Raw genomic sequence first — 24,992 nt, forward strand, 5'->3', positions numbered from 1 at the left:
AAGTATTTTTAGAACTTAAAATTATAACTAACGGCTGGTACAATTCCAAAAATGGATGTTTTAACAGCTTCGTTATCACCAGTGTCTACATTTTGTCTAAAATTTATAGACGCAGCATTCATACGATTATAGAGATTGTAAATACTGAAAACCCATTCGCCTTTCCAATTCCTATCCTTATTTTTTCTTGGAGTTAAAGTCGCAGAAATATCCAAATGATGATAAGCAGGAAGTCGGTTTTCGTTACGTAATCCGTAGCTTGGAACGGTAATTCCTAAATATTCGTATTGTCCATTCGGATACGTAACCGGCTGTCCAGACTGCAATGCAAAATTAGCTCCAAATGACCATTTTTCATTTAAATTATAAGCCGACGTAATAGCTAAGTTATGTGTTTTGTCATAAGCCGAAGCGTACCATTTTCCGTTATTAATTCCAATTTCTTCTGGTGTTCTGCCAGGAGTCTGCTGTTCTGATTTTGACAATGTATAAGAAACCCATCCATTAAACTTGCCTGTATTTTTCTTAACCATAATTTCTAAACCATAAGCCCTCATACGGCCATTTAAAATTACTTGTTCAATAGCATCATTAGCAATTAAGTCGGCTCCATCAATATAATCGAGTCTATTTTTAACTTCCTTGTAATAGGTTTCAACTTCAAATGAATATGCTCCGCTGCTGATATTTCTAAAATAGCCTAATGCAACTTGATCTGCAAGCTGAGGTCTAATATACTTGTCACTTGGCATCCATACATCTAATGGAGTAGGAGATGAGGTATTTGAAATTAATTGAAGATACTGTGCCATACGATTGTAACTTGCTTTTATGGCTTGATCATCGTTTAATTGGTAAGAAACTGAAAATCTAGGTTCAAAATTATTATAATCTTTTATCACTTTATTTTTGCCAAAATATCGTGTAGAAGTCGGTGTTCCTTTTTCGTAAATCTGAATATCGCTATTAAAAACGACTGCTTGATCATTGTCATAATAATTAATAGTTGAGGAACCTAATCTAAAAAAAAGGCTGTAGCGTAATCCGTAAGCAACAGTAATTTTATTTGAAAGCTGACTTTCCGCATCTAGATAAACAGATGGTTCAAAAGCATATTTTTTGTCTAATTGATCGGGGTTAATTCCAGAATCTGTGCTGCTTGGTTTTATGGTTCCTGGATTAAACTCATAATAAGTTGCGTTTAAGCCATAATTAAGTTTTAATTTATCCGAAAGATAATGTTTGAAATCGTATTTGATGTTATAATTTTTAATTCCAGAATCCCATTTAAAACCTACAAAATCAAGATCTAATCCGTAGTAGTAATCGCTGTAAATCAAAGAGAGATTTGAAAATAATTTATCAGAATATAAATGATTCCATCTTAAATTCAAGATCGAATTTCCGTATATATTGGTGAAACTTTTATTCAAACTGAAAACATCACGGCCAAAATAACCTGATAAATATAAACTGTTATTATCGTTGAGTTTATAACTTAATTTGGTGTTTAAATCGTAAAAATAAGCAGCATTATTTTTGTCATCTTCGGAAAGTTTTAAAAATAAATGAGCATAAGAAGCTCTTCCTCCAATTAAAAAAGAGCCTTTGTCTTTTACAATGGGACCTTCGGCAAGTATACGGCTTGAAATTAATCCGATACCGCCGTTCATGTGGAAATCTTTACTGCTTCCGTCTTTTTGGTAAATATCTAAAACAGAAGAAGCTCTTCCGCCGTAACGTGCAGGAATTCCCCCTTTATACAATTTTAAATCTTTGATTGCATCGGGATTAAAAACAGAAAAGAAGCCGAAAACATGCGATGAATTAAATATTGTGGCTTCGTCTAAAAGAATCAAGTTTTGATCTGCGCCGCCTCCGCGGACATTAAATCCAGAAGCGCCTTCTCCGGCATTTGTAACGCCTGGAAGTAATAAGATAGATTTAAGTACATCGACTTCTCCTAAAACAACCGGCATTTTTTTTATAGTGGCAATAGAAAGTTTATTGGCGCTCATTTCTGGCGATTTGATGTTGATTTTGCTTCTGTTATCTGTAATGACAACTTCTTGAAGTTCTTCACCGTTTTCGCTGATAGAAAAGTTATTTTTGGTATTCTGATTTAAAAGGATATTTTTTTGAATGGTTTGGTAGCCAACATAGCTAATCTCAATTTCGTATTCTCCTTTTGGGATAGAAATAGAATAAAATCCGTATTCGTTTGTTGTGGTTCCAATTTTAAGAGTTGGAATATAAATATTTACTCCAATTAAAGTTTCGTTGTTTTTGCTGTCGCTGACAGTACCGCTTAAAGTGAATCGTTCCTGTGAAAAGGATGTGAAAATCGTTAAAATAAAAAGAAAAAATGCGCCGGTATTTTTTGTAATCATTACATTGATTTTGATATACATAGTTAACAATTCTTACTTAAATTCTAGCGGAACTTTTGTTAAACATAAGTTAAGATAAAAAAAGGACAACTTTTTGAGTTGTCCTTTTTAATATCATTGAAAAATGCACTATTAGTACATTTTGACAATTATTTAATTTTTGCAATAATAGCGTTGAATGTTTCGCTCGGACGCATTGCTTTACTTACTAACTCAGGAGTTGGCTGGTAATAACCGCCAAGAGTTTGAGGTTTTCCTTGAGCACCAATTAATTCTGCATCGATTTTTGCTTCGTTAGCTTCAAAATCAGCAGCAATTGGAGTAAAGATTGCTTTCAATTCAGCATCTTTGTTTTGAGCAGCCAAAGCTTGAGCCCAATAGAATGCTAAATAGAAATGAGAACCACGGTTGTCAATTTGTCCAACTTTACGAGCAGGAGATTTATCGTTTGCTAAGAACTTATCGTTTGCTTCGTCAAGAGTTTCAGCTAAAACAATTGCTTTAGAATTATCTAAAGTTTGTCCTAAATGCTCTAATGAAGCACCAAGAGCTAAAAATTCTCCTAATGAATCCCAACGTAAATATCCTTCTTCTGTAAATTGCTCAACGTGTTTAGGAGCAGAACCTCCAGCACCAGTTTCGAACAATCCACCGCCATTCATTAATGGAACGATAGATAACATTTTTGCTGAAGTTCCTAATTCTAAAATTGGGAATAAATCTGTTAAGTAATCACGTAACACGTTTCCTGTTACAGAAATAGTATCTAAACCTTTGATGATTCTGTCTAAAGTAAATTCAGTGGCAGCAACTGGGTTTAAAATACGGATATCTAAGTTTGTAGTATCGTAATCTTTAAGGTACTTTTGAACTTTTACGATCAATTCTCTATCATGTGCTCTGTTTTCGTCTAACCAAAAAACAGCAGGCGTACTAGATAAACGAGCTCTGTTTACAGCCAGTTTAACCCAGTCCTGAATAGGAGCATCTTTTGCCTGACACATTCTGAAGATATCGTTTGTTTCAACGTTTTGTTCCATTAAAACATTTCCGTTTGCATCTACCACACGAACAACTCCGTCAGCTTTCATTTGGAAAGTTTTATCGTGAGATCCGTATTCTTCAGCTTTTTGAGCCATTAATCCGACGTTAGGAACACTTCCCATTGTTTTAGGATCAAAAGCACCGTGGTTTTTTACAGAAATCGATTGTTGCAGTATAAACTCCGGCGTAAGAACGGTCTGGAATAACAGCAATTGTATCTTGCGCTTTACCATCTTTGTTCCACATTTGTCCAGAAGTACGAATCATTGCCGGCATAGAAGCATCAACAATTACATCAGAAGGAACGTGTAAGTTTGTAATTCCTTTATCAGAATTAACCATTGCCAAAGCTGGTCCGTTTTCGATCGCTTTAGTAATGTCAGCTTCAACTTCAGCTTGCTCAGGTCTTCCAGCAATTTTAGCATAGATATCACCTAAACCATTTTTAGTATCCACATTTAACTCAGCAAATAAAGTTTCGTATTTTTTGAAAAGATCTGCAAAATATACTTCAACGATAGCGCCAAAGATAATTGGATCAGAAACTTTCATCATTGTAGCTTTTAAATGCACAGAAAGTAAAACACCTTCTTTTTTTGCTTCAGCAATTGCATTAGCAGCAAATTCTTTTAATTTTTTTACACTTAAAACAGAGCTGTCAATAATTTCGCCTGCTTTTAGCGGAGTGATTGCTTTTAAAACAGTAGTTGTTCCGTCTTTTGCAACAAATTCGATTTTAACATCATTTGCATCTGCAACAGTCAATGATTTTTCACTTCCGTAAAAATCACCGTTTGGCATAGAAGCAACTTTAGTTTTTGAGTCAGCAGACCAAGCACCCATTGAATGAGGGTTTGCTTTTGCGAAGTTTTTAACTGCTCTTGGAGCTCTACGGTCAGAGTTTCCTTCACGTAAAACTGGGTTTACAGCAGAACCTAAAACTTTTGCATATTTTGCTTTAATTTCCTTTTCAGCATCGTTTTGAGGATCTTCTGGGAAATTTGGCACATTATATCCGTGAGATTGTAATTCAGCAATAGCCGCTTTTAATTGAGGTACGGATGCTGAAATGTTAGGTAATTTAATAATGTTTGCTTCTGGCTGAGTTGCTAATTGGCCTAATTCTGCCAATGCATCTCCAGTTTTTTGAGCATCTGTCAAAGAATCTGGGAAGTTTGATAAAATTCTTCCTGCCAGCGAAATATCTCTGGTTTCGATTTCAATTCCAGCTGTTGCTGTAAAAGCTTGAACAATTGGTAACAAAGAGTAAGTTGCCAATAACGGCGCCTCATCAGTTAAGGTGTAAAAAATTTTTGATTTATTCATTTTCTTTTTTTTTTATAATCGTATCGTCAGGAGTTAACGATGTAAAAGATATATTCGGCTCAAAATGAGCGGAGCAAATATAATAAAATCACAACGAAAACGGTTGAGTTTTCCTGAGAAAAGGAGAAATTAACAGATTGTTAATTCGAGCTCCTTAAATTGCTAAATTGATGATTTTGATATTAAAAAATTACAGTTTTGATAGTGATGAAAATAGAACATAAAAAAAACTCGTTTCAAATAATATGAAACGAGTTTTTTATAACAATTCGATAAATGATTATCTTCTTTTATCTTTAATCTTAGCTTTTTTACCAGTAAGTTGTCTGAAGTAGAAAATTCTAGCTCTACGTACAGCACCTTTCTTGTTGATTTCGATTTTTTGTAAAGCTGGTAAGTTTACTGGGAAGATACGCTCAACTCCAATAGCTCCAGACATTTTACGAATAGTAAAAGTTTCTGTGTTACCAGAACCTCTTCTTTGAATTACAACTCCTTTAAAAAACTGAGTTCTAGTTTTTTCACCCTCTTTAATTTCGTAGAAAACTGTGATTGTGTCTCCAGCTCCAAATTCAGGGAAATCTTTTTTAGCAACGAATTCGTTTTGAACGAATTTTAATAAATCTGCCATGATAATTTTATTATTATAGTTTAGATAGAGTAACATTCACGGATTTCGCCAGAGGTTAGTCTAATTCGGGTGCAAAGATAAATTAAAAAAATAAAAATCCAAGAAATAAAATTCCAAATTCAAATTTTTTAACGAACTGATTATTTGGGATTTGGGATTTTTTGAGTTTCAAATTTATTCTAATAAATCTGGTCGCCTGTTTTTAGTGTGTTCATACGCCATATCTTCACGCCATTTATCGATTTTGGCAAAATGGCCGCTAGTTAAAACTTCTGGAACTTTCCATCCTTTATAATCAGCAGGTCTTGTATATATAGGTCCAGAAAGTAAATTATCTTGAAAGCTGTCTGTTAATGCTGAGGTTTCGTCGCTCAATACACCAGGAATTAATCGAATTAAAGCATCAGATAAAACCAAAGCTCCTAATTCTCCTCCTGATAAAACATAATCACCAATCGAAATTTCTTTAGTAATAAAATGATCTCTAACTCTTTGGTCAACACCTTTATAATGCCCGCATAAAATGATAATGTTTTCGTACATAGACATTTTATTGGCCATTTTTTGATTTAAAGTTTCACCATCAGGCGACATATAAATTATTTCATCATACTCACGCTGACTTTTTAAATGGGTGATACAATCATCAATTGGCTGAATTGTCATTACCATTCCAGCACCGCCCCCAAACGGATAATCGTCTACACTTTTCTGTTTATTCGTGCTATAGTCACGCAGATTATGAAAATGTACTTCAACTAAACCTTTGTCAATGGCACGTTTCATAATCGAAGCCTCAAATGGACTTCTTAATAATTCTGGTAAAAGTGTAATAATGTCAATTCGCATTTTTCTGTAGTTATTCTAGACTGCAAAGATACAAGTTAATATTTGGCAATAAAAAAACAAAATTCAAATCCTTAGAAATGTTTTTAAATATGAACTCATTATTAGTGTTGAGTAGAAATATTTATACTACAACTTATTGCTTTTTAATTCGTTATGTAATAATTATATAACACTAAAATGTAATTGTGTAATTTTTTATTTTGTAATTTTAAGTACCATTACACTACCTAATTATATAATTAAAGTTTTACAAATTCCAAAAACGTATCTATATGAAAAAATTAATACTGTTTACCGCAATACTTTTGCAGCTTTCATGCTCAAGTTCGAAAAACGCAATGAATAATTCTGTTGGAGAAACCAAAGCGAAATTGATAAAAAGTTGGGGAACTCCTGTGCGGACTTTGGCTGATAATCAAGATGGACAAATTCTTGTATATGCGGACCAGGTTTTTACGAATGAAGATAATTCTGACGGTTCAAGAAGAGCTGGTCAAAATTATTGGACTTACAATTATATATATGTAAATAAAGAAGGTAAAGTTACATCAACAAGACAAGAGAAACAGAATTACCCACCTCAAGCTCTTGACTCACAAAAAATGGAAGGGATGAAATTGTTAACTTCGAAGTGATGGTATTCTAAAATTGAAATATTTTAACGGTGAATCAAATTGTTAAAATATTTTTTATTTGACTTAAATTGTAGCTGTTTTTTGAATATATTTAGCAAAAAGTATATGAAAAAAATAGCTATTATTGTTTTTATATTATTATGTTCTTGTAATAAGGAAAAACTAAAAAATACTGCAAAAGAGATCCGAAAAGATATTCCTAAAGCAGCATTATATTTTACGCAGATCAAAGGTAATGATGTCAAACTAGGAAAACCTGTTTATGGGGATTGGCTGTTTTCCCGCAAAGAAAAAGGACAAACTTTTGAACAATACTTTTTATCTAAACATATCGTTCCGACAAAGGATGAAAATATTATTTATATACGACCAATTGGGAATTTTAATTCTTTACAAAAGAAACAAATTGAATTATTAAATGAATATTTAGCAATATTCTTTCAATTAAAAACAAAAACTCTAGAACCCATTTCAAATGATGTAGTGCCAAATTCTGCAAGAAGAATGATGTTTGGGCACGAACAATTATTGGCTGGTTATCTTTTAGATGATGTATTAAAGAAAGAAAAACCTGCAAATAGAATTGCGTTAATGGGACTTTCAGAACTTGATCTATATCCTAAACCAGAATGGAACTATGTTTTTGGTTTGGCTTCTTACCGCGACAAAGTTGGTGTGAGTTCAATTTACAGACTGCAGGATGGAGAACTGACTTCTGAAAATTTTAATGTTTGTTTGTCTCGATTACTCAAAATAAGTTCTCATGAAATAGGTCATATGTTTGGATTACATCATTGTATCAATGCCGATTGTGTAATGAATGGATCTAACAGCATGAGCGAAACAGACAAACAATCTATACGATTATGTTCTGTCTGTCAGCAAAAATTAAGTTCTTGTATAAAATACGATGACAGGAAGAGGCTGGCAGATTTAGAGGATTATTTTAAACGAAATAATATGACTCCCGAATTTTTGGCAATGAAAAAGGATGCTGAAGCTGTTTCAACAAAAAACAATTTATAATTATTTGGATTTACTAAAAAATGATTACTAGAAGAAATTTTATAATTAATACGGGTCTGGCTGCAACAGCAGTTCTGGCTTCGCCGTCATTCGCATTTTCTATGAATAAAAAAGAAATAGGTTTACAATTGTATACACTTCGTGAAGAGCTTCCGAAAGATGTAAAAGCAACTTTAGAAAAAGTAGCGAAAGCAGGATTTACAACTGTCGAAACATATGGTTTTTCTATTAAAGATCAGTTTTGGGGATTAACGCCAAAAGAATTGAAAAAGATTTTAGATGATAACGGCCTGAAAGCAGTAAGCGGCCATTATAATTTAGGGAGCTTTTTATACGATGGAAATACCGAAGAACTAGTAGCTTCAATAGAAGCTGCAAAAAATCTAAAAAGTGAATTTTTAACCATCCCATGGGTCGATGAGCCTTTTAGAAGAAATATAAAAGATTATAAAAAGATCGCTGCCCGAGTAAATGAAGCAGCTGTAATGTGCAAAAAAGAAGGTTTGAAACTGGCTTATCATAACCATGATTTTGAATTTCAAAAACATGATGGAGCTACTGGTTTTGAAATCTTATTAAATGAAACCGATAAAGATTTAGTTTATTTTGAACTAGATTTATACTGGGTAATTCATTCTGGAAATGATCCTCTAAAGTTATTTAAAGAAAATCCTGGACGTTTTAAAATGTGGCACGTAAAAGACAAGGATAAAAATAATAATGATTTAAATACTGAAGTTGGTAACGGAACTATAGATTTTAAGCCATTGTTTGCAGCAGTAAAACAATCTGGAATGGTTCATTTTTTTGTGGAACAAGAAAATAATTTTGCCGTAAATTCTTTTGATTCTATTAAGAAAAGCTGTGATTTCATTTCCGAAAAATTGCTTTAAAACAACTCGTTAAAATGCTTATTTTTGTAAAAAATCAATTTTAAAGTTATGCAGAACATAGGAACAAGCAAAGAATTTATAAAAGGAGATGACATTGAATGGGAAGTAGTTGGTGAAGGAATCAAACGCAAAATCCTAGCTTATGATGATAGAGTAATGCTCGTAAATGTGCATTTTGAAACTGGAGGAATTGGTGTTTTGCATGATCATTACCATACACAAGTCACTTATGTGGCAAGCGGTAAATTTGATGTTACAATAAATGGCGTAACAGAAACTTTAAAAGAAGGCGATAGTTTTTACATTCCGCCTCACGCAGTGCATGGAGTGGTTTGTTTGGAAAGCGGTATGCTTACCGATGTTTTTGGCCCAGCGAGAGAAGATTTCTTGAAATAGATTAAATAGAAAATCAATAAGTATGAGCGTTTTCGCGATAGTGAATCTGAATCATTTGTGTCTTAAAAATTGACGCTGATTAAACGGATTTGATATCGCGAACACGCAGATTTAGACAGATTTTATCAAAAAATAACTTTAATTATAAATATTGATGGTATTTTTGCAGCATGAATTTATCTAAAACAAATGTACTTTTTATGGCAGTTTGCACTGGTCTTATAGTTGCAAATCTTTACTACTGCCAGCCTTTGATTGTTTTAATTGCCAACGAATTTAAAATTCCAGAAGCCAGCGCCGGAACCATAACTTATTTAACTCAGGCCGGTTATGCTATTGGATTGTTTTTTATGGTTCCTCTTGGCGATAAAATAGAAAGAAAAAGGCAGAATTTTAATGACCACTTTTGCATCTGTAATTGCATTATTGATTGCAGCAACGGCAAAAAGTTTTCTGATTTTACAAATTGCTTCATTACTAATCGGAATCACATCTATTGTACCACAGCTTATTCTGCCTTTAGCAGCTTCTTTGAGCGCTCCCGAACAACGCGGAAAAGTTGTTGGAACAATTATGAGTGGTCTTTTGGTTGGAATTTTGCTTTCGCGAACTTTAAGCGGTTTTATTGGAGAGGTTCTAGGTTGGAGATCAATGTTTTATATCGCGGCAGGAATTTGTCTTTTGATCTTTTTTGTAATTCAAAGTAAATTTCCAGTTAATAAACCACAGTTTCAAGGAACTTACGGCCAATTAATTAAATCCTTATTTACACTTATAAAAACGCAGCCGGTTTTGCGTGAGGCAACAGCAATTAATGTTTTTAGTTTTGCTCAGTTTGGAGCTTTCTGGACGACAATGGTTTTACTGCTATCTGGAGAACCTTTTCACTTTAATAGTGCGACAATTGGATTATTCGGAATTGTCGGTGCATCTGGAGCATTGGCAGCGCCTTTGGTTGGTAAACTTGGAGATAAAGGAAATTCAAGAATTGCAGTGGGTTATGGATGTTTACTGATCTTGATAAGCTTTTTGGTTTTTTATTTTTCAATAGAAAGTGTAATCGGAATTGCGATTGGAATTGTGTTTATTGATATAGGAATCCAAGGTGTTCATATTTCAAACCAAACAAGAGTTTATTCACTTCTGCCAGAAGCTAGAAATAGATTGAATACCGTATTTATGTCTTTCAGTTTCTTAGGAACTGCTGCAGGATCTGCATATGGATTATTATTATGGAAATTAGGAGGATGGCATGCTGTCGCTATTGGCTGTATGGTTTTATCGTTAATTTCATTGGCAGTTTATGGACTGACTTATAAATCGACCCCGAAACGTCGGGACTAAAAAAGCAAAAGCACAAATTGATTAAAAAATTAATTTGTAAATTTGCGTTCAAATTAAAAATAACAACATGGAAAACGGAATATACGCTAAATTCAACACTAGCAAAGGTTCGATTTTAGTAAAACTAACACACGATTTAACACCTGGAACTGTAGGGAACTTTGTAGCTCTTGCAGAAGGTAATATGGAAAATAAAGTTAAACCTCAAGGACAAAAATTCTACGACGGATTAACATTCCACAGAGTAATTGCTGATTTCATGATTCAAGGTGGATGTCCTAAAGGAACTGGAACTGGAGATCCAGGTTATAAATTTGATGATGAATTTCACCCAACTTTAAAACACGATCGCCCAGGAGTTTTATCTATGGCAAACTCTGGACCTGGAAGCAATGGTTCTCAATTTTTTATTACTCACGTTCCAACTCCTTGGTTAGATGGAAAACACAGTGTTTTTGGTTATGTTGTTGAAGGACAAGACATCGTTGACGCTGTAGCTCAAGGTGATAATCTGGATTCAGTAGAAATCATCAGAGTTGGTGAAGAAGCTCAAAAATGGAATGCTATCGAAGCTTTTATTGGTTTAAAAGGTGCTCGTCTAAAACGTGAAGCAGCTTTAAAAGCAGAATCTGAAGCAAAAATGGAACAATTAGCTGCTGGTTTTGATAAAACAGAAAGCGGTTTACGTTACAAAATGATTCAAAAAGGTGATGGTAAGAGAGCTGAAGCTGGAAAAACAGTTTCTGTTCACTACGAAGGATCTTTAGAAAACGGAAAAGTTTTTGATTCATCTTACCCGCGTAAAAAACCAATCGAATTCAAATTAGGAATTGGACAAGTTATTGAAGGATGGGACGAAGGTATTGCTTTATTACAAGTTGGAGACAAAGCTCGTTTTGTAATTCCATCTGATTTAGGATACGGACCATCAGGTGCAGGAGGAGTTATTCCGCCAAACGCAACCTTGATTTTTGACGTTGAATTAATGGACGTAAAATAAGACTTTAGAAGCAATTTACTATTGTTTTAAATAATAATCCCATGCGCTGTGGCGTATGGGATTTTTTTTATATTTACTAAAAAACATTATAATGAGAAAAATTTTAATTTTGGCAGGAACGGTTTTAGTTTTAGTAGCGTGTGGTGCTAAACAATCAATGGCTGAAGCTCCTCCGCCACCTCCACCACCTCCTTCAAAGGAAGTATCTGCTAAAGATCTTGTATTTGGAGATCCAGCTTTGGCACAAGGAAAGCAATTGTATGATAACAATTGTGCAAAATGTCATAAATGGTACGAACCAAAACAATTTAGCAAAGAAGAGTGGAAACCAATTTTAGTAAGAATGCAGAAAAAGGCGAAACTTGATGATATGCAAATGGCTTCAATAACTAATTTTATTGATTCTCAATTGTAATTCGTATTTCAAAAAATAAAAAAAAACGATTCAATGATTTATTGAATCGTTTTTTTGTTTTCAATTAGATATAAAAAAACACCTTCACATAATGAGGTGTTTAAAAAGTTAAGAATGATGTACAGCCGAATTATCTACAGCAATTACTTTTAAAGTTTTTATACCTGCCGGTAATTCCCAATCTACTTCGTCATTTTCTTTAAAACCAATAATAGCAACACTTAAAGGAGCTAGAATTGAGATCTTAGATTGCTTTACATCTGCAGCAGAAGGTAAAACGATTTGAATTTTCATTTGTTTATTGGCTTTTACATCTTCAATCGTTACAAAAGAATTGATCCTGATAACGGTACTGTCAAGTTCGCTTTCTTTGCTTATAACAGCACGATCTAATTCTTGCGAAAGTTGATTGGCTTCTTTAGTATTTGTTGAATTTTTACTTTTTAAAATCAATTCTCTTAAAAATTGATAATCTGATTTACAGAAAGTGGGTGTTGGTTTCATATCTATATTGAATTTATTGTTATACTATTTGAAATGATTTTCTTCTTTTGTATTGTTTAAAAACTGTTTGTTTCTCAGTTCATGAGAAAGAGAAAAATTTTAAATGTTTAATTTGAAAAACAAAAAGATATCTGAACAAAATTGATTTTGTCAAATAAATAGATGTTTAAGTTTGATGTAATCCTCCGTCAGAAAGAAGAAATTGAAATAGACGGAGGCCTAATTAATAAAGGCCTTATTATGCGAAATAATTACAGCAGGTAGTGGTTCTCCAGAAAAGGAAAACAACTTTGCAGGCGCTGTAAATGGTATTCTATTTCCCATAAGGATAATTAAATTGATCAGCAAAGATAGATAATCTTTTTGAATTTAGTGAGGTTTTACTTCCATTTAATGCTGCAACCAATACTTGGTTTTTGCGGTTCCTTTAAACTTCTGTTGTAAATTAAAGCATCTATAGCGCCTCTAAGGTCACTTCCGCTGAGTGAAATTCCGTTGCCCGGCCTAGAATCGTCAAGCTGTCCGCGGTAAAATAATTTGTCTTGGTTGTCAAATAAATAGAAGTCGGGAGTGCAGGCTGCATTGTATGCTTTAGCGGTTTCTTGAGTCTCATCATAAAGATAAGGAAAATCAATTTTGTTTTCTATAGCAAATTCCGTCATCAATTCTGGAGAATCCTCCGGATACTTTACAGTATCATTGCTGGAAATAGCAACAATGCCGATTCCCTGCACGCGGTAATCATTAGCAATCATTACAACTTCTTTTATAGAATGAATCACAAACGGACAATGGTTGCAGATAAACATAACCAAAGTACCTTTAGAACCTTTTAAATCTTCAAATGAAAGCATGTCATTTGAATTAGTGTCCTTTAAATAAAAATCAGGTGCAATAGTTCCTAAAGGAAGCATTGCGGATGCAGTTTGTGCCATTTTTGCAAGATATTTGAATTCCAAAAATAGTTTTAAATATCTGTAAATAAAAGAGCACAAGAATAAAAAAATACCCAAAGAAGCAGTTAGCTTTATCAGCTTGCTTCTTTGGATGCTTTTTTATATTTTTTTATGAATTTAAAAACTGAAGTAAATCTTCATTTAATTTTTCTTTTTCCGTGTAAAACAGACCGTGAGGAGCGCCTTCGTATTCGATAAAAGTATTATTAGCAATTCCTTCTGCTGCTTTTCTTGAAGTAAGGTCTATTGGAACAATTTTGTCATCATTTCCATGAATAATCAAAGTTGGAACCTTTACAAAATCAAGTTCATCTCTAAAATCTGTAAACGAAAAAGATTCTGCACATTTTAAGGTTGCACGAGGAGATGCAAGCGAACATAATGTTCTATAATATTCTAACAATGGTGTACTGATTGGTTTGTTGATGATATTGATTCCAAAGAATGTTTTCCCGAAGTTGTCTACAAAACCAATACGATCTTCTTTAATTGCTGCTGCAGTAGTTTCACTTTTTTCTTTCGGATGCCCGTCCGGGTTATCGTGAGTTTTTAAAAGGAATGGAATAATAGATGAAATTAAAGCTGCTTTAATAACGCCTTTTCCGCCGTGACGGCTGAAATAACGTACAACTTCGCCGCCTCCCATTGAGAATCCAACCAGCGTAACGTTTTCTAATTCCAATTGTTCAATGATTTCTTTAAGGTCATCGCTTAAAGTATCATAGTCATAACCATCCCAAGGCTGAGATGATTTACCAAATCCGCGTCGGTCATAAGCAATAACGCGATAGTTATTTTGTACTAAATGATCAATTTGATATTCCCACATTTCATTAGAAAGAGGCCAGCCATGAATAAGAATTACTGGTTTTCCCTGACCGTAATCTTTCACATAGAGTCTGACGTTTTGTGCTGTTTCTATATATTTATCTGTATGAACCTGTTTTAAATTAGATTCAAAATCTTTTATTGACATGCATGCATTTGGTTCAGTATGTTCCATGTTATATGTTTTTTTACGTGAGTGTATAATTTTCCTCAAGTAAAATTAGATTGTAAGTAAAAGAAAAAGGTTATAGAATTAGGAGGATTAATTACAAAATTAATAGGTTTGTAAGGCTAAATAATTAATAATGGATTTAACTTGGAATGAATTTGAACGCACCGATATGCGCGTAGGAACTATTATAGAAGTAAATGATTTTCCCGAAGCAAGAAAACCTGCTTTTCAATTAACAATCGATTTTGGTTCAGAAATCGGAATTAGAAAATCATCTGCACAAATTACTAAAAGATATCAGAAAGAAGACTTAATAGATTGCCAGATTGTTGCTGTTGTAAATTTCCCCAAAAAGCAAATCGGAAAATTTATGAGCGAATGCTTAGTTCTTGGTGCAGTAGGCGAGGAGGGAGATGTAATTTTATTAGCACCCGATTTTAAGATCGAAAATGGATTGCGAATAGGGTAGTTTTCAGTCACAGTCACAGTTTTCAGTTTCGTAACTGTGACTGAAAGCTGTGACTGAGACTAATTATTATCTCGTTTTTTCAATTAATTGCTGTAAAATCAACTGTCCTTCTTCCCAATATTTTAAATCAGAATCGGAGTTGATGTGGCCTTGCTGACCAACGTTTACGAAATCGCTTCCCCATTTTTCGGCAAAGTATTTTGTTTCTTTCGAAAGAAGCATAAGGATCATTTTCGCTGGCTACAACTACAGAAGGAAAAGGAAGTTTGTATAGAGGAATTGGCGAAAAGTTTCTTGTACATTCTGGTGTATGTTCGGGTGAATCTACATCTGCAGGAGCGACTAAAAAAGCTCCAACTATATTTGGATTATTATTTTTTTCTGCCCAGTGCAATACCAGTGAAACTGCTAAACTGTGTGCAACTAATATTGTAGGTTTATCGAGTTTTAAAATATTTTCGTTTAATCTTGCAATCCAATCTTCTCGAAGCGGTTCGTCCCAATTGTCTTGTACAACACGAATTGAGTTTTCGAATTTTTTATGCCAAAAAGTCTGCCAGTGTTTTTCTCCAGAATCTCCAAGTCCTGGAATAATTAAAAGTTGTGTCTCCATTGCCGTGGATTTATTTAGTGATTATTTTTTAGTTTCTTTAATAATGCGGTTTACTTCATTAACTAAAAGCGGAAAACCAGGTTCAGTCATTCCGTGGCCATAACCGTCAAGTTCGTAAAGTTTTGTTTGTTTGTGTCCAACCAGTTTCATCATTCTTGCCATATAGGCGTTTTCTTCATAACGTCCCAGCATTTCTAATTCACGATCTCCGGTAATTAGCAACATTGGCGGAGCGTCGGCACGAACGTGGTATAAAGGTGCAAAAGTGTCAATAGTTGGCTGTTTTTCTGGAATTCCATTTTCTCTCCTAATTTCAAAATGAGTAATACATTGTCCGCTGAACGGAATAAGTCCGGCGATTTTATCGGCATCTATATTTTCTTTTTGAAGCCATTTTTTGTCCAGACCAATCATCATTCCTAAGTAACCTCCGGCTGAATGTCCAGAAACGAAAATCTGAGATTTGTCACCGCCGTAATTTGATATATTATTAAAAGTCCAAGCAACTGCTGCTGCCGCATCTTCGATCGCTTTTTCAGCTTTTGCTTTTGGTGACAATCTGTAATTTACACCAATAATAGCAAAACCTTTATTTTTTAAAGCTTCAGGAATTTCTTTATTTCCGCCTGTCAGTCCACCGCCGTGAAACCATACGATAGTTGCGAATCCAGTTTTGTTTTTAGGATAATAAATATCCAAAACACATCTTTCATTAATGTATTTATCAGATTTATTTAGTGCTGAACTGTAATATTGAATGTTATTTTTGGTTTCATATTCTACATTCTGTGCAGACAATGAAATTCCGTATAGAAAGAAAGTTAGAAGGATAATTAATTTTTTCATTTTAGTTTGTTAGAAGTTTTAAGTAAGATGTTAAATGTGAAAGAGAAGCATCTTAAAATTCGTTTGTTTATTTCACATTTTACAAATCACATTTCACAATGAAATAAATATATAAAAAAAGTCCAAAATGCAGAACAAATTGGACTCGTACTTTATAAAAAGTTTATTTTGAATTAAATATCGTCAAAATCAATATCTGTAAAGCTAGATCTTTGGCTTTCAGATTTTTCAGAACTGTATTCTTTCTTAAAATCTTTTTGATGTCTTTCAGAAATTACTTCTTCGCCTTTGTGGTTCAAAACATAAGATGTCATTTCTTCTAGTATTTCGGCAAAAGCACTAAAATCTTCTTTGTATAAGTAAATTTTGTGTTTCTTGAAATGAAATGAACCATCTTCCTCAGTAAATTTTTTGCTTTCGGTAATAGTGATATAGTAATCATCAGCTTTGGTAGCTCTCACATCAAAGAAATAAGTTCTTCTTCCTGCTCGTAATACTTTAGAAAAAATCTCTTCTTTTTCTAACATGTCATTTTCTCTCATAATACGTTCTATCATTTTTGGAATTAATAGTACTCAAAAATCATAAAAAATTATCTATTACGCAACAATTAAAGTAATTCTTTTTCCGAAAGTTGTTTTAAATATAACGATGCGTAATATCCTTCCTGATTTATTAATTGATTATGAGAACCTTGTTGAATGATACGACCATCTTCCAGTATAATAATTTTGTCTGCATTCTTTGCAGATGATACACGATGGCTTACAATTATGGTTGTTTTATCTTTAGAAATTTCAAACAAATTGTTCAAAATCATTTCTTCTGTTTCGGTATCAACGGCAGACAAACAATCGTCGAAAAGTAAAATAGCAGGATTCTTAATAATAGCTCTCGCAATAGAAACACGCTGTTTCTGTCCGCCCGAAAGTGTGATTCCTCTTTCTCCTAAAATAGTATCATACTGTTTGTTAAATGCAATAATATTATCGTGAACAACAGCATTTTTAGCGGCTTGGAATACCTCTTCGTCAGTAGCATTTTGATTTCCGAATTTGATATTATTTTTAATAGTATCCGAAAACAGAAAAGCATCCTGAGGGACAATTCCGATATTATTTCTTAAATCATTTAAATTTAAAGTGCTGATTTCGTTTGCATCAATCCTAAGTTCACCTTCTGTTACATCATACAATCTTGAAATTAAGGAAAGAATAGTCGATTTTCCAGAACCTGTTTTTCCTAAAATGGCCAGCGTTTCTCCTTTTTTTACCGTAAATGAAACATTTTTTAGAGCTTCAATATTTGTGTCTTGATAAGTGAAAGAAACATTATCGAAAGTTATAGTTCCTTGAATATCTGATGAATTTTCGTTATTATTTTTAATTTCTGGTTCGATTTTCAAAAATTCATTTAGGCGTTTTTGAGAAGCTTCTGCCTCTTGCACCATTGACGAAACCCATCCTAAAGAAGCAACCGGCCAAGTCAGCATATTTACATATAAAATAAATTCGGCAATAGTCCCAATATTCGGAATGGTTCCGTTGATGTACATTACGCCTCCAAAATAGATTACTACTAAATTACTGATTCCGATTAGGGCGATCATTAAAGGACCAAATAAAGACTGGACTCTCGCTAAACTTAAACTTTTGCGTTTGCTTTCTTCCGCAAGGTCTACCATATTGTTTTGATGCTGGTTTTCCAACGAATAAGCTTTGATGACACGAATTCCAGAAAAGATTTCCTGAGTAAAACTCGAAACTTTTGATAAGTATTGCTGAAAAGTAGTGCTTCGCTTATTGATTTCTGAACTTAATTTAAAAATACAATACGAAAGTATAGGAAGCGGTAATATAGTATATAAGGTAAGAAGCGGCGAAACATTATACATATATAGTATAACAATCGCGAAACGAATAAATGTATTAATAGTATACATAACCGCCGGCCCGACATACATACGGACTTTAGAAACGTCTTCACTTATTCGGTTCATTAAATCTCCTGTTCTGTTTTGCTTGTAAAAAGTCTGAGAAAGATTTTCGTATTGTCTAAAAACTTCATTTTTTAAATCAAACTCAATATGACGTGACATTACAATTAAAGTCTGGCGCATTAAAAAAGTTAAAAATCCAGCTACGATTGTAGTGGCTATGATTAGCAATACGTTATGAATCAGATCTTGTCTGAAAGCTGCAATTACGACTTCTGATTTTTGGTCAGTCGGAGATAATTTGTCAAAATTCTCAATAGCGTTTAAAGACTTACTGATTAGTTTTGGAGTAAATAGCGAAAATATTTGTGCGATTATGGTGATTAAAATACCCAGCGAAAAACTGTATTTATACTTAATGAAATATTTGTTTAAATAGCTTAATTCTTTCATTTTTTTAAGAAATATGATATAGAATTGATTTGAAATTGTGAATTATTACTAATTAAAATTATAATAAATTGCAATTTAATCAAAACAATTATATTGTAAAATTGTTATTTTAAAGATAAAAAATTAGCACATGTGTATTTTTTAATTATGTTTGAGAAGTCTTTTTGACAAATTCATAATTTTAACCTAATTAATACTAGCGCTATGGATGCAACTTTCGCAACTGGAAAGGAACTTCAAAAAATGGATCCTGTTTTTGGTCAATTATCTTTTGACGATCACGAACAAATTGTATTTTGCAATGACAAAGATACAGGTTTAAAAGCAATTATTGGTATTCATAATTCGGTTATGGGTCCAGCTTTGGGAGGAACTAGAATGTGGAATTATAACACAGAATGGGAAGCTTTAAATGATGTTTTACGTCTTTCAAGAGGTATGACTTTTAAATCGGCCATTACTGGGCTTAATATTGGTGGAGGTAAAGCAGTTATTATTGGCGATGCTAAAACTCAAAAAACACCTGAATTGATGCGTAAGTTTGGTGAATTTGTACATTCATTAAGCGGAAGATATATTACTGCAGAAGATGTCGGGATGGAAACAAAAGACATGGATACTGTAAGAGATGTAACGCCTTATGTGACTGGTATTTCTGAAGAAAGAGGCGGGTCTGGAAATCCTTCTCCTGTAACTGCTTATGGAGTTTATTTAGGAATGAAAGCTGCTGCTAAAAGTCAGTTTGGAACTGATGTTTTAGATGGTAAAAAAGTTTTGGTTCAAGGAATTGGACACGTGGGTGAAACTTTAGTGGAGTATTTGACTAAAGAAGGTGCTCAGGTAACGATTACTGATATCAATGAAGAAAAATTATATCAAGTTGCTTCAAAATACAATGCAACAATTTATACCGGCGAAGATTTATATACAGCAGATGTTGATATTTACGCGCCGTGTGCAATGGGAGCAACTATTAATGATAATACAGTAAACAAAATTAAAGCTAAAGTTATTGCTGGTGCAGCCAACAATCAATTAGCAGACGAGAATGTTCACGGTGCGAGATTGCAGGAAAGAGGTATTTTATACGCTCCAGATTTCTTAATCAACGCGGGTGGAATTATCAATGTTTACGCTGAATTAGCAAATTACGGCAAAGCTGAAATCATGAGTAAAACTGAAAATATCTATAATACAACTTTAGAAATTATTGATTTTGCTGCTCAAAATAATATGACAACTCATAAAGCGGCTCTTACAATTGCTCAAAATCGTATCGATCAAAGAAGAATCGAGAACGCTGCGAAGTAATTTTTTAGTTTACAGTCTCAGTCTCAGTTTTCAGGTTTTTCTGGAAACTGGGATTTTTTTTAGTTTTCAGTCGCAGTCGCAGTTTTCATTTTTTTTGATGACTTCATTAGTTAGCTGAATACTGCGACCGCGACTGAATACCGCGACTAAAACTGAATACTTTTTTACGAATTAATTTTAATATCAGGATTGAAATTCCTAATTTTGCAGACTAATTTTTAAATGTTCTTACAAGGTGGTAAATAGAAGACACATACGCGTTAAAGTAATGCAATCCATTTATGCAATGCACCAAAGCGGTTCTGATAATATGGAAAAAGAAGAAAAATTTCTTTTTTATAGTATTGATAATATTCAGGACTTATATCTTATAATGCTTTCTTCATTGATAGAAATCTGCAAAAAAGAAGCTGTCTATTTGCATCTTTCAAGTAAAAAACACCTGGCAACTGCCGCAGAACGTAATCCGAATGAAAAGTTTGTAAAGAACAAAATTTTTCAACTTCTTTCCGAAAGTAATTCTCTTAGTATCGCTCTAGAAAATCGTAAAATCAATAACTGGTCATTAAACGATGATTATATCATTTTACTTTTAAATGATGTAAAAGCCAGCGATTTGTACAAAAACTACATGAGCAATAATGTAAATACATTCGAAGAAGACAGACAATTTATTATTGATTTGTTCGAAAATGTTATTGTTCCAAACGAAAAATTATACGAGTATTTAGAAGATGATAAATTGACTTGGGTTGATGATATTCCAGTTGTAAATACGCATATCGTAAAACAATTAAAAGCAATTAAAACAGAAGATCCAGACGATTTTAGAGTTCCGAAATTGTACAAAGATGTTGAAGATAAAGATTTTGCAAAAGATTTATTTAGAAGAACTGTTTTGAATGAAACTGCTTTTGCAAAAGAATATGAAGATAAAACGCCAAACTGGGACAGTGATCGTATTGCTGAAATTGATACAATTATCTTAAAAATGGCAATTTGCGAATTTTTAAAATTCCCTTCAATTCCAGTAAAAGTAACTCTTAACGAATATTTAGAAATTGCAAAAGAGTATTCTACACCAAAAAGTAGTATTTTTATCAACGGAATTTTAGATAACCTTGTAAAGGAACTTACCGCCAATAAAAAGATGGTAAAAGTAGGAAGAGGGTTGATGTAAAAACAACGAAATTTCAAAAAGAAAAATCCAAATTCCAATGGCTTTGTCTCTATGAGCGAAGTCACAGAGATTAAAAAAGATATTAATAATAAATCAAAAACAAATTTAAATTATGGGACAATTAACTCAATTTGCGCCATTTCTATTGATGTTTGTGGTAATCTATTTCTTCATGATTAGACCACAACAAAAGAGAGCTAAAAACGAAAAAGAATTTGAAAGCAGCCTAAAAGTAGGTGACAGAATAGTTACTAAAAGCGGTTTCCACGGTAAAATTGCAGAATTAGCAGAAACTACAGTTGTAATCGAAACAATGTCTGGAAAATTAAAATTAGAGCGTTCAGCTATTTCTCTTGAATTGAGTGCTGCTTTGAATAAGAAAGCATAATTTTAAATTACAATATTTTAAATCCCAAATTCCAAAAGGAGTTTGGGATTTTTTTTGTTTTCAAATTAACGAGCTGCATGTCATTGCGAGGAACGAAGCAATCTCATTTACTATTTCAAAAATTATCTTTTGTTAGTGAGGTTGCTTCGTTCCTCGCAATGACATTTTTGCGCATAAAAAAACCTTTGTCAAAGTTTTAAACTTTGACAAAGGTCTCTGATTACTTGGAATTTGGATTTTAAATATTGAAATTTAACTTACCTGTATTTATCATTCAATCCAACATTATTCAAAATCATCGGAATCACTTTTTCAATTCTCGAAAGTTTTGTTTTTTCCTGTTTTGCTGTTTCAATATATTCTAAAAACTCATATTTTTTATAGGGCGAAAACTTGGCAAATGCTTCTTTTAAAGCTGGATTTTTTGTCATTTCTTGATCTAAAAGTTCAGAAACAATTGCTTCTTTTTTAGAAGGTTTAATGACTTTTCCTTGCTTTTCGTTTTCAATCGCTTCGTGAATGTATTCTAAGACTTCTTTTTCGTTTATTTCATCCTTCGAAGTAAAACGCCATTGACGCATTGATTTTGTTTTGTCTTCCTGAGCATTGATCAACCTCTTTTTCTCATCTTTCAGAAAAACACCGTTTAAAAACCAGATTGCAAAATAGTTTTTAAAACCCCCAATTCCGATAACATTTTTTTTGTTATAAACATAAATAGGTCCTCCCCATTTTATGGTTTCAACCAGTTCAGTTTTGTCAATAATTGATTTAAGAAAAAGAAGTTCTTCTTCCCATTGATTGACTTTATCCCAAACGTGCTTTTTATCAGAATTCGGTTCCACTTTATCTTTTTCTTTTAGGTTTTTCAGTTACATCAAAAATTCCTGGAATTGCAGTGAGCTCAGCAATTTTTACGATTACGTCTGTTGCTTTCTGAATGCTTTCGGCAGGAACATATTCATATTTTCCGTGGAAATTATGTCCGCCCGCAAAAATATTTGGGCAAGGTAATCCCATAAAAGATAATTGAGAACCGTCAGTTCCGCCGCGGATTGGTTTGATGATCGGTTTGATGTTTAATTCTCGCATCGCTTTTTCAGCGATATCAACAATATGTTTTACTGGCAGAACCTTTTCTTTCATATTGTAATATTGATCTTTTACGACTGCAATTACGATATCTTCACCAAATTTCTTAGCAAATTTTTTATTGAATTTTTTGGCAATTTTTTCGATAAGCTCTTTTCGCTTTTCGAATTTCTTTTTATTATGATCACGTATAATCAATTCTAAAACTGTTTCTTCGATGTTTCCTTTTATGTGATGAACGTGAAAAAATCCTTCGTAACCTTTTGTTTCTTCTGGGGTTTCTCCTTTTGGAAGTTCATTGATAAATTCATTTGCCAAAAGCATAGAATTAATCATTTTTCCTTTTGCATAACCAGGATGAACACTTTTTCCTTTAAAAGTAATTTTAGCTCCAGCTGCATTGAAATTTTCATATTCTAATTCGCCAATCTGACTTCCGTCCATCGTATAAGCCCATTGCGCTCCAAATTTTTCTACATCAAAATGATGCGCACCACGTCCAATTTCTTCATCTGGAGTAAAACCAATTCTGATTTTTCCATGTTTAATTTCTGGATGCTGAATTAGATATTCCATTGCCGAAACAATTTCTGTAATTCCCGCTTTGTCATCGGCACCAAGAAGTGTTGTTCCGTCGGTTGTAATAATGGTTTGCCCTTTGTATTGCAGTAAATCTTTGAAATAATTTGGAGATAAAACAATGTTTTTTTCTGCATTCAAAACAATATCTTTTCCGTCGTAATTTTCAACAATTTGAGGCTTCACATTGGCACCGCTAAAATCTGGCGAAGTATCAAAGTGAGAAACAAAACCTATTGTTGGAACTTCGTGATCTACGTTGCTTGGCAGCGTTGCCATGATATACGCTTTATCATCAATATTTACATCTTCAAGTCCGATTGTTTTTAGTTCTTCAACTAATTTATTGGCTAAATTCCACTGCTTTTCAGTACTTGGCGTTGTTTGCGAATTTGGATCTGATTCTGTATCAATTGTTATATAACTAATAAAACGATCTATGATATGTTGCATTTCTTTGATTTTTTAGCAAATATAGAAAATTTTTCTCCTGCATAATTTAGCTTTCCATATCTGAATTAATAAAAAAAGGGATTCTGTGCAGAATCCCTTTCATTTGTTTTTTTACGATTATTTGCTTTTGACGCATCTAAAACCCACATGATTTGCCGCAGATCTAATTTCGCCTTTTCCTCTTGTTCCAACCATGTATCGCGTGCAATATTGGTCGGTACATAAAAATGAACCACCTCTATGAACTCGTTTAACTTCTGTCGGATCATTTGGATCATTATAAGCATCAGGTCCTTGCGGATTTTTTACTGTTTTGCCACTATCGGCCAATGATTTGTAATAGTCAACACTATACCAGTCATTTACCCATTCCCATACATTTCCTGCCATATCGTATAAACCATAAGCATTAGGGGCATATTGAGCTGTAGGGGCAATTCCTTTAAATCCGTCTTCGCCAGTATCGCCATCTTTGATAGGGAAATGTCCTTGGTATATATTAGCCTGAAATTTTCCTTTCGGTTTTAAGTCATTTCCCCAAGCATATAGATTTCCTGTTTTACCACCTCGAGCTGCAAATTCCCATTCTGCTTCAGTTGGAAGCCTTTTTCCAGCCCACTTTGCATAAGCTGCTGCATCTTCATATACCACATGTACAACAGGATATTTCTCTTTTCCTTTAATTGTGCTTTGAGGACCATCAGGATGTCTCCAGTCGGCACCAGGTTCGTAACGCCACCATTGCAAAAAGTTATTCAAATTAACCGCAGAAGGAGTAGGAGTAAAGACAACAGAGCCTGTTATTAAGTCTTCTTCACTTGCTGTTGGAAATTCTTCTTTTGTTGGTTTTTGTTCGGCAACGGTTACATAGCCGGTAGCTTTTACAAATTTTTCGAATTCTTCATTGGTTACTTCGGTTTCATCCATATAGTAGCCATCAACATATACGCGGTGAATAGGAGCTGCATCTTTCGTTACACCTTTGATACTGCATAAGCTTTCATCTTCTACATTACTTCCCATTGAGAATTCGCCGCCTGGAATCCACACCATACCCTCTGGAGCTTTTCCAGCAGGTTTATCTTTATTTTCGATAGTTGGCTTAAATGCTGAGGGTGCTGAAGTATTTGGAATTTCATGACATTCTGCAGTTTCAGCTATTTCTTTTTTAGGCACCATTAATTTGGTATAACCGTAAGCAAGAGAAATAATAGAAATTGTAAGGACAGCAAAAATCCAAAAGGTTTTATTTTTCATGGTAAT

Annotated in this window: 24 protein-coding genes and 2 pseudogenes; 11 read left to right on the forward strand and 15 right to left on the reverse strand. The window is 33.4% G+C overall.

From position 1 onward, the window contains the following. Nucleotides 1-8: 8 nt before the first annotated feature. The 4 genes and pseudogenes from QE431_RS05445 to trmD form a co-directional block, all read right to left on the reverse strand. Nucleotides 9-2,390: a TonB-dependent receptor gene (locus tag QE431_RS05445; protein WP_307293543.1), complete on the reverse strand. Its 2,382-nt coding sequence runs from the start codon at nt 2,388-2,390 to the stop codon at nt 9-11. 149 nt (nt 2,391-2,539) lie between these two features. Continuing rightward, a pseudogene (locus tag QE431_RS05450) lies at nt 2,540-4,760 on the reverse strand (NADP-dependent isocitrate dehydrogenase). 280 nt (nt 4,761-5,040) lie between these two features. Next, nucleotides 5,041-5,391, reverse strand: a complete 351-nt coding sequence (gene rplS, locus QE431_RS05455) for a 50S ribosomal protein L19 (RefSeq protein ID WP_057119870.1) — start codon at nt 5,389-5,391, stop codon at nt 5,041-5,043. Between the two features lie 174 nt (nt 5,392-5,565). Continuing rightward, nucleotides 5,566-6,240: a tRNA (guanosine(37)-N1)-methyltransferase TrmD gene (gene trmD, locus QE431_RS05460; RefSeq protein ID WP_281867786.1), complete on the reverse strand. Its 675-nt coding sequence runs from the start codon at nt 6,238-6,240 to the stop codon at nt 5,566-5,568. A gap of 272 nt (nt 6,241-6,512) precedes the next feature. Here trmD and QE431_RS05465 point away from each other — a divergent pair, with 272 nt between their 5' ends. The 7 genes and pseudogenes from QE431_RS05465 to QE431_RS05495 all read left to right on the forward strand — a co-directional run bounded on the left by QE431_RS05465 (nt 6,513) and on the right by QE431_RS05495 (nt 11,949). After that, nucleotides 6,513-6,875: a hypothetical protein gene (locus tag QE431_RS05465; protein WP_307293549.1), complete on the forward strand. Its 363-nt coding sequence runs from the start codon at nt 6,513-6,515 to the stop codon at nt 6,873-6,875. A 105-nt stretch (nt 6,876-6,980) separates the two neighbouring features. Next, nucleotides 6,981-7,901: an archaemetzincin gene (locus QE431_RS05470; RefSeq protein ID WP_307293552.1), complete on the forward strand. Its 921-nt coding sequence runs from the start codon at nt 6,981-6,983 to the stop codon at nt 7,899-7,901. Between the two features lie 20 nt (nt 7,902-7,921). Then, entirely contained in the window at nt 7,922-8,794 is an 873-nt protein-coding gene (locus QE431_RS05475; RefSeq protein ID WP_307293556.1) for a sugar phosphate isomerase/epimerase, read from the forward strand. A 48-nt stretch (nt 8,795-8,842) separates the two neighbouring features. Continuing rightward, nucleotides 8,843-9,190, forward strand: coding sequence for a cupin domain-containing protein (locus tag QE431_RS05480; protein WP_307293559.1), 348 nt, complete (start codon nt 8,843-8,845; stop codon nt 9,188-9,190). Between the two features lie 170 nt (nt 9,191-9,360). Beyond that, nucleotides 9,361-10,534: pseudogene (locus tag QE431_RS05485) on the forward strand (MFS transporter). A 67-nt stretch (nt 10,535-10,601) separates the two neighbouring features. Beyond that, nucleotides 10,602-11,534: a peptidylprolyl isomerase gene (locus QE431_RS05490; RefSeq protein ID WP_057119186.1), complete on the forward strand. Its 933-nt coding sequence runs from the start codon at nt 10,602-10,604 to the stop codon at nt 11,532-11,534. A gap of 91 nt (nt 11,535-11,625) precedes the next feature. Further along, on the forward strand, nt 11,626-11,949 hold the full coding sequence (locus tag QE431_RS05495; RefSeq protein WP_057119869.1) for a c-type cytochrome: 324 nt from the start codon (nt 11,626-11,628) through the stop codon (nt 11,947-11,949). Nucleotides 11,950-12,057: 108 nt separating this feature from the next. On the opposite strand, the gene QE431_RS05500 is transcribed toward QE431_RS05495, so the two are convergent. The 3 genes from QE431_RS05500 to QE431_RS05510 form a co-directional block, all read right to left on the reverse strand. Further along, complete coding sequence (locus tag QE431_RS05500; protein ID WP_307293564.1) at nt 12,058-12,453, reverse strand: GreA/GreB family elongation factor; 396 nt, start codon at nt 12,451-12,453, stop codon at nt 12,058-12,060. Between the two features lie 380 nt (nt 12,454-12,833). Continuing rightward, nucleotides 12,834-13,388 carry a thioredoxin family protein gene (locus QE431_RS05505; protein ID WP_307293571.1) on the reverse strand — a complete coding sequence of 185 codons (555 nt, stop codon included), beginning with the start codon at nt 13,386-13,388 and terminating at the stop codon, nt 12,834-12,836. Between the two features lie 130 nt (nt 13,389-13,518). Then, nucleotides 13,519-14,412 (reverse strand): alpha/beta fold hydrolase, encoded by an 894-nt coding sequence (locus QE431_RS05510; protein ID WP_134140658.1) that lies wholly within the window; start codon nt 14,410-14,412, stop codon nt 13,519-13,521. A 130-nt stretch (nt 14,413-14,542) separates the two neighbouring features. Between QE431_RS05510 and QE431_RS05515 the strand changes: the two genes are divergently transcribed. Further along, complete coding sequence (locus QE431_RS05515) at nt 14,543-14,878, forward strand: tRNA-binding protein (RefSeq protein WP_307293573.1); 336 nt, start codon at nt 14,543-14,545, stop codon at nt 14,876-14,878. 66 nt (nt 14,879-14,944) lie between these two features. Here the strand turns inward: QE431_RS05515 and QE431_RS22510 are convergent, their stop codons facing one another. The 5 genes from QE431_RS22510 to QE431_RS05540 all read right to left on the reverse strand — a co-directional run bounded on the left by QE431_RS22510 (nt 14,945) and on the right by QE431_RS05540 (nt 18,726). Beyond that, nucleotides 14,945-15,022, reverse strand: a complete 78-nt coding sequence (locus QE431_RS22510; RefSeq protein ID WP_373428952.1) for a hypothetical protein — start codon at nt 15,020-15,022, stop codon at nt 14,945-14,947. Next, nucleotides 15,006-15,491: an RBBP9/YdeN family alpha/beta hydrolase gene (locus QE431_RS05525; RefSeq protein WP_373428845.1), complete on the reverse strand. Its 486-nt coding sequence runs from the start codon at nt 15,489-15,491 to the stop codon at nt 15,006-15,008. Before QE431_RS05525 ends, QE431_RS22510 begins: the two co-directional genes overlap by 17 nt. 21 nt (nt 15,492-15,512) lie before the next feature. Beyond that, entirely contained in the window at nt 15,513-16,337 is an 825-nt protein-coding gene (locus QE431_RS05530) for an alpha/beta hydrolase (protein ID WP_307293578.1), read from the reverse strand. 173 nt (nt 16,338-16,510) lie between these two features. Continuing rightward, nucleotides 16,511-16,879, reverse strand: coding sequence for a PUR family DNA/RNA-binding protein (locus tag QE431_RS05535; protein ID WP_057119174.1), 369 nt, complete (start codon nt 16,877-16,879; stop codon nt 16,511-16,513). A gap of 68 nt (nt 16,880-16,947) precedes the next feature. Beyond that, complete coding sequence (locus QE431_RS05540; RefSeq protein ID WP_113677947.1) at nt 16,948-18,726, reverse strand: ABC transporter ATP-binding protein; 1,779 nt, start codon at nt 18,724-18,726, stop codon at nt 16,948-16,950. Between the two features lie 204 nt (nt 18,727-18,930). Here QE431_RS05540 and QE431_RS05545 point away from each other — a divergent pair, with 204 nt between their 5' ends. From QE431_RS05545 to yajC, 3 genes are all read left to right on the forward strand, one after another. Then, nucleotides 18,931-20,037: a Glu/Leu/Phe/Val dehydrogenase gene (locus tag QE431_RS05545; protein WP_057119169.1), complete on the forward strand. Its 1,107-nt coding sequence runs from the start codon at nt 18,931-18,933 to the stop codon at nt 20,035-20,037. Nucleotides 20,038-20,305: 268 nt separating this feature from the next. Further along, nucleotides 20,306-21,217, forward strand: coding sequence for a transcription antitermination factor NusB (nusB, locus tag QE431_RS05550; RefSeq protein ID WP_307293584.1), 912 nt, complete (start codon nt 20,306-20,308; stop codon nt 21,215-21,217). Nucleotides 21,218-21,329: 112 nt separating this feature from the next. Further along, nucleotides 21,330-21,605 carry a preprotein translocase subunit YajC gene (yajC, locus tag QE431_RS05555; RefSeq protein WP_057119167.1) on the forward strand — a complete coding sequence of 92 codons (276 nt, stop codon included), beginning with the start codon at nt 21,330-21,332 and terminating at the stop codon, nt 21,603-21,605. 257 nt (nt 21,606-21,862) lie between these two features. Here yajC and QE431_RS05560 read toward each other — a convergent pair whose 3' ends face one another. The 3 genes from QE431_RS05560 to QE431_RS05570 form a co-directional block, all read right to left on the reverse strand. Further along, nucleotides 21,863-22,450 (reverse strand): YdeI family protein, encoded by a 588-nt coding sequence (locus QE431_RS05560; RefSeq protein ID WP_307293587.1) that lies wholly within the window; start codon nt 22,448-22,450, stop codon nt 21,863-21,865. A gap of 1 nt (nt 22,451) precedes the next feature. After that, complete coding sequence (gene pepT, locus QE431_RS05565) at nt 22,452-23,729, reverse strand: peptidase T (protein WP_307293590.1); 1,278 nt, start codon at nt 23,727-23,729, stop codon at nt 22,452-22,454. 117 nt (nt 23,730-23,846) lie between these two features. Then, nucleotides 23,847-24,986 (reverse strand): formylglycine-generating enzyme family protein, encoded by a 1,140-nt coding sequence (locus tag QE431_RS05570; RefSeq protein WP_307293593.1) that lies wholly within the window; start codon nt 24,984-24,986, stop codon nt 23,847-23,849. Between the last annotated feature and the right edge of the window lie 6 nt (nt 24,987-24,992).

Origin of the sequence: Flavobacterium sp. SORGH_AS_0622 (genome assembly GCF_030818825.1) — a bacterium.
Lineage (GTDB): Bacteria > Bacteroidota > Bacteroidia > Flavobacteriales > Flavobacteriaceae > Flavobacterium.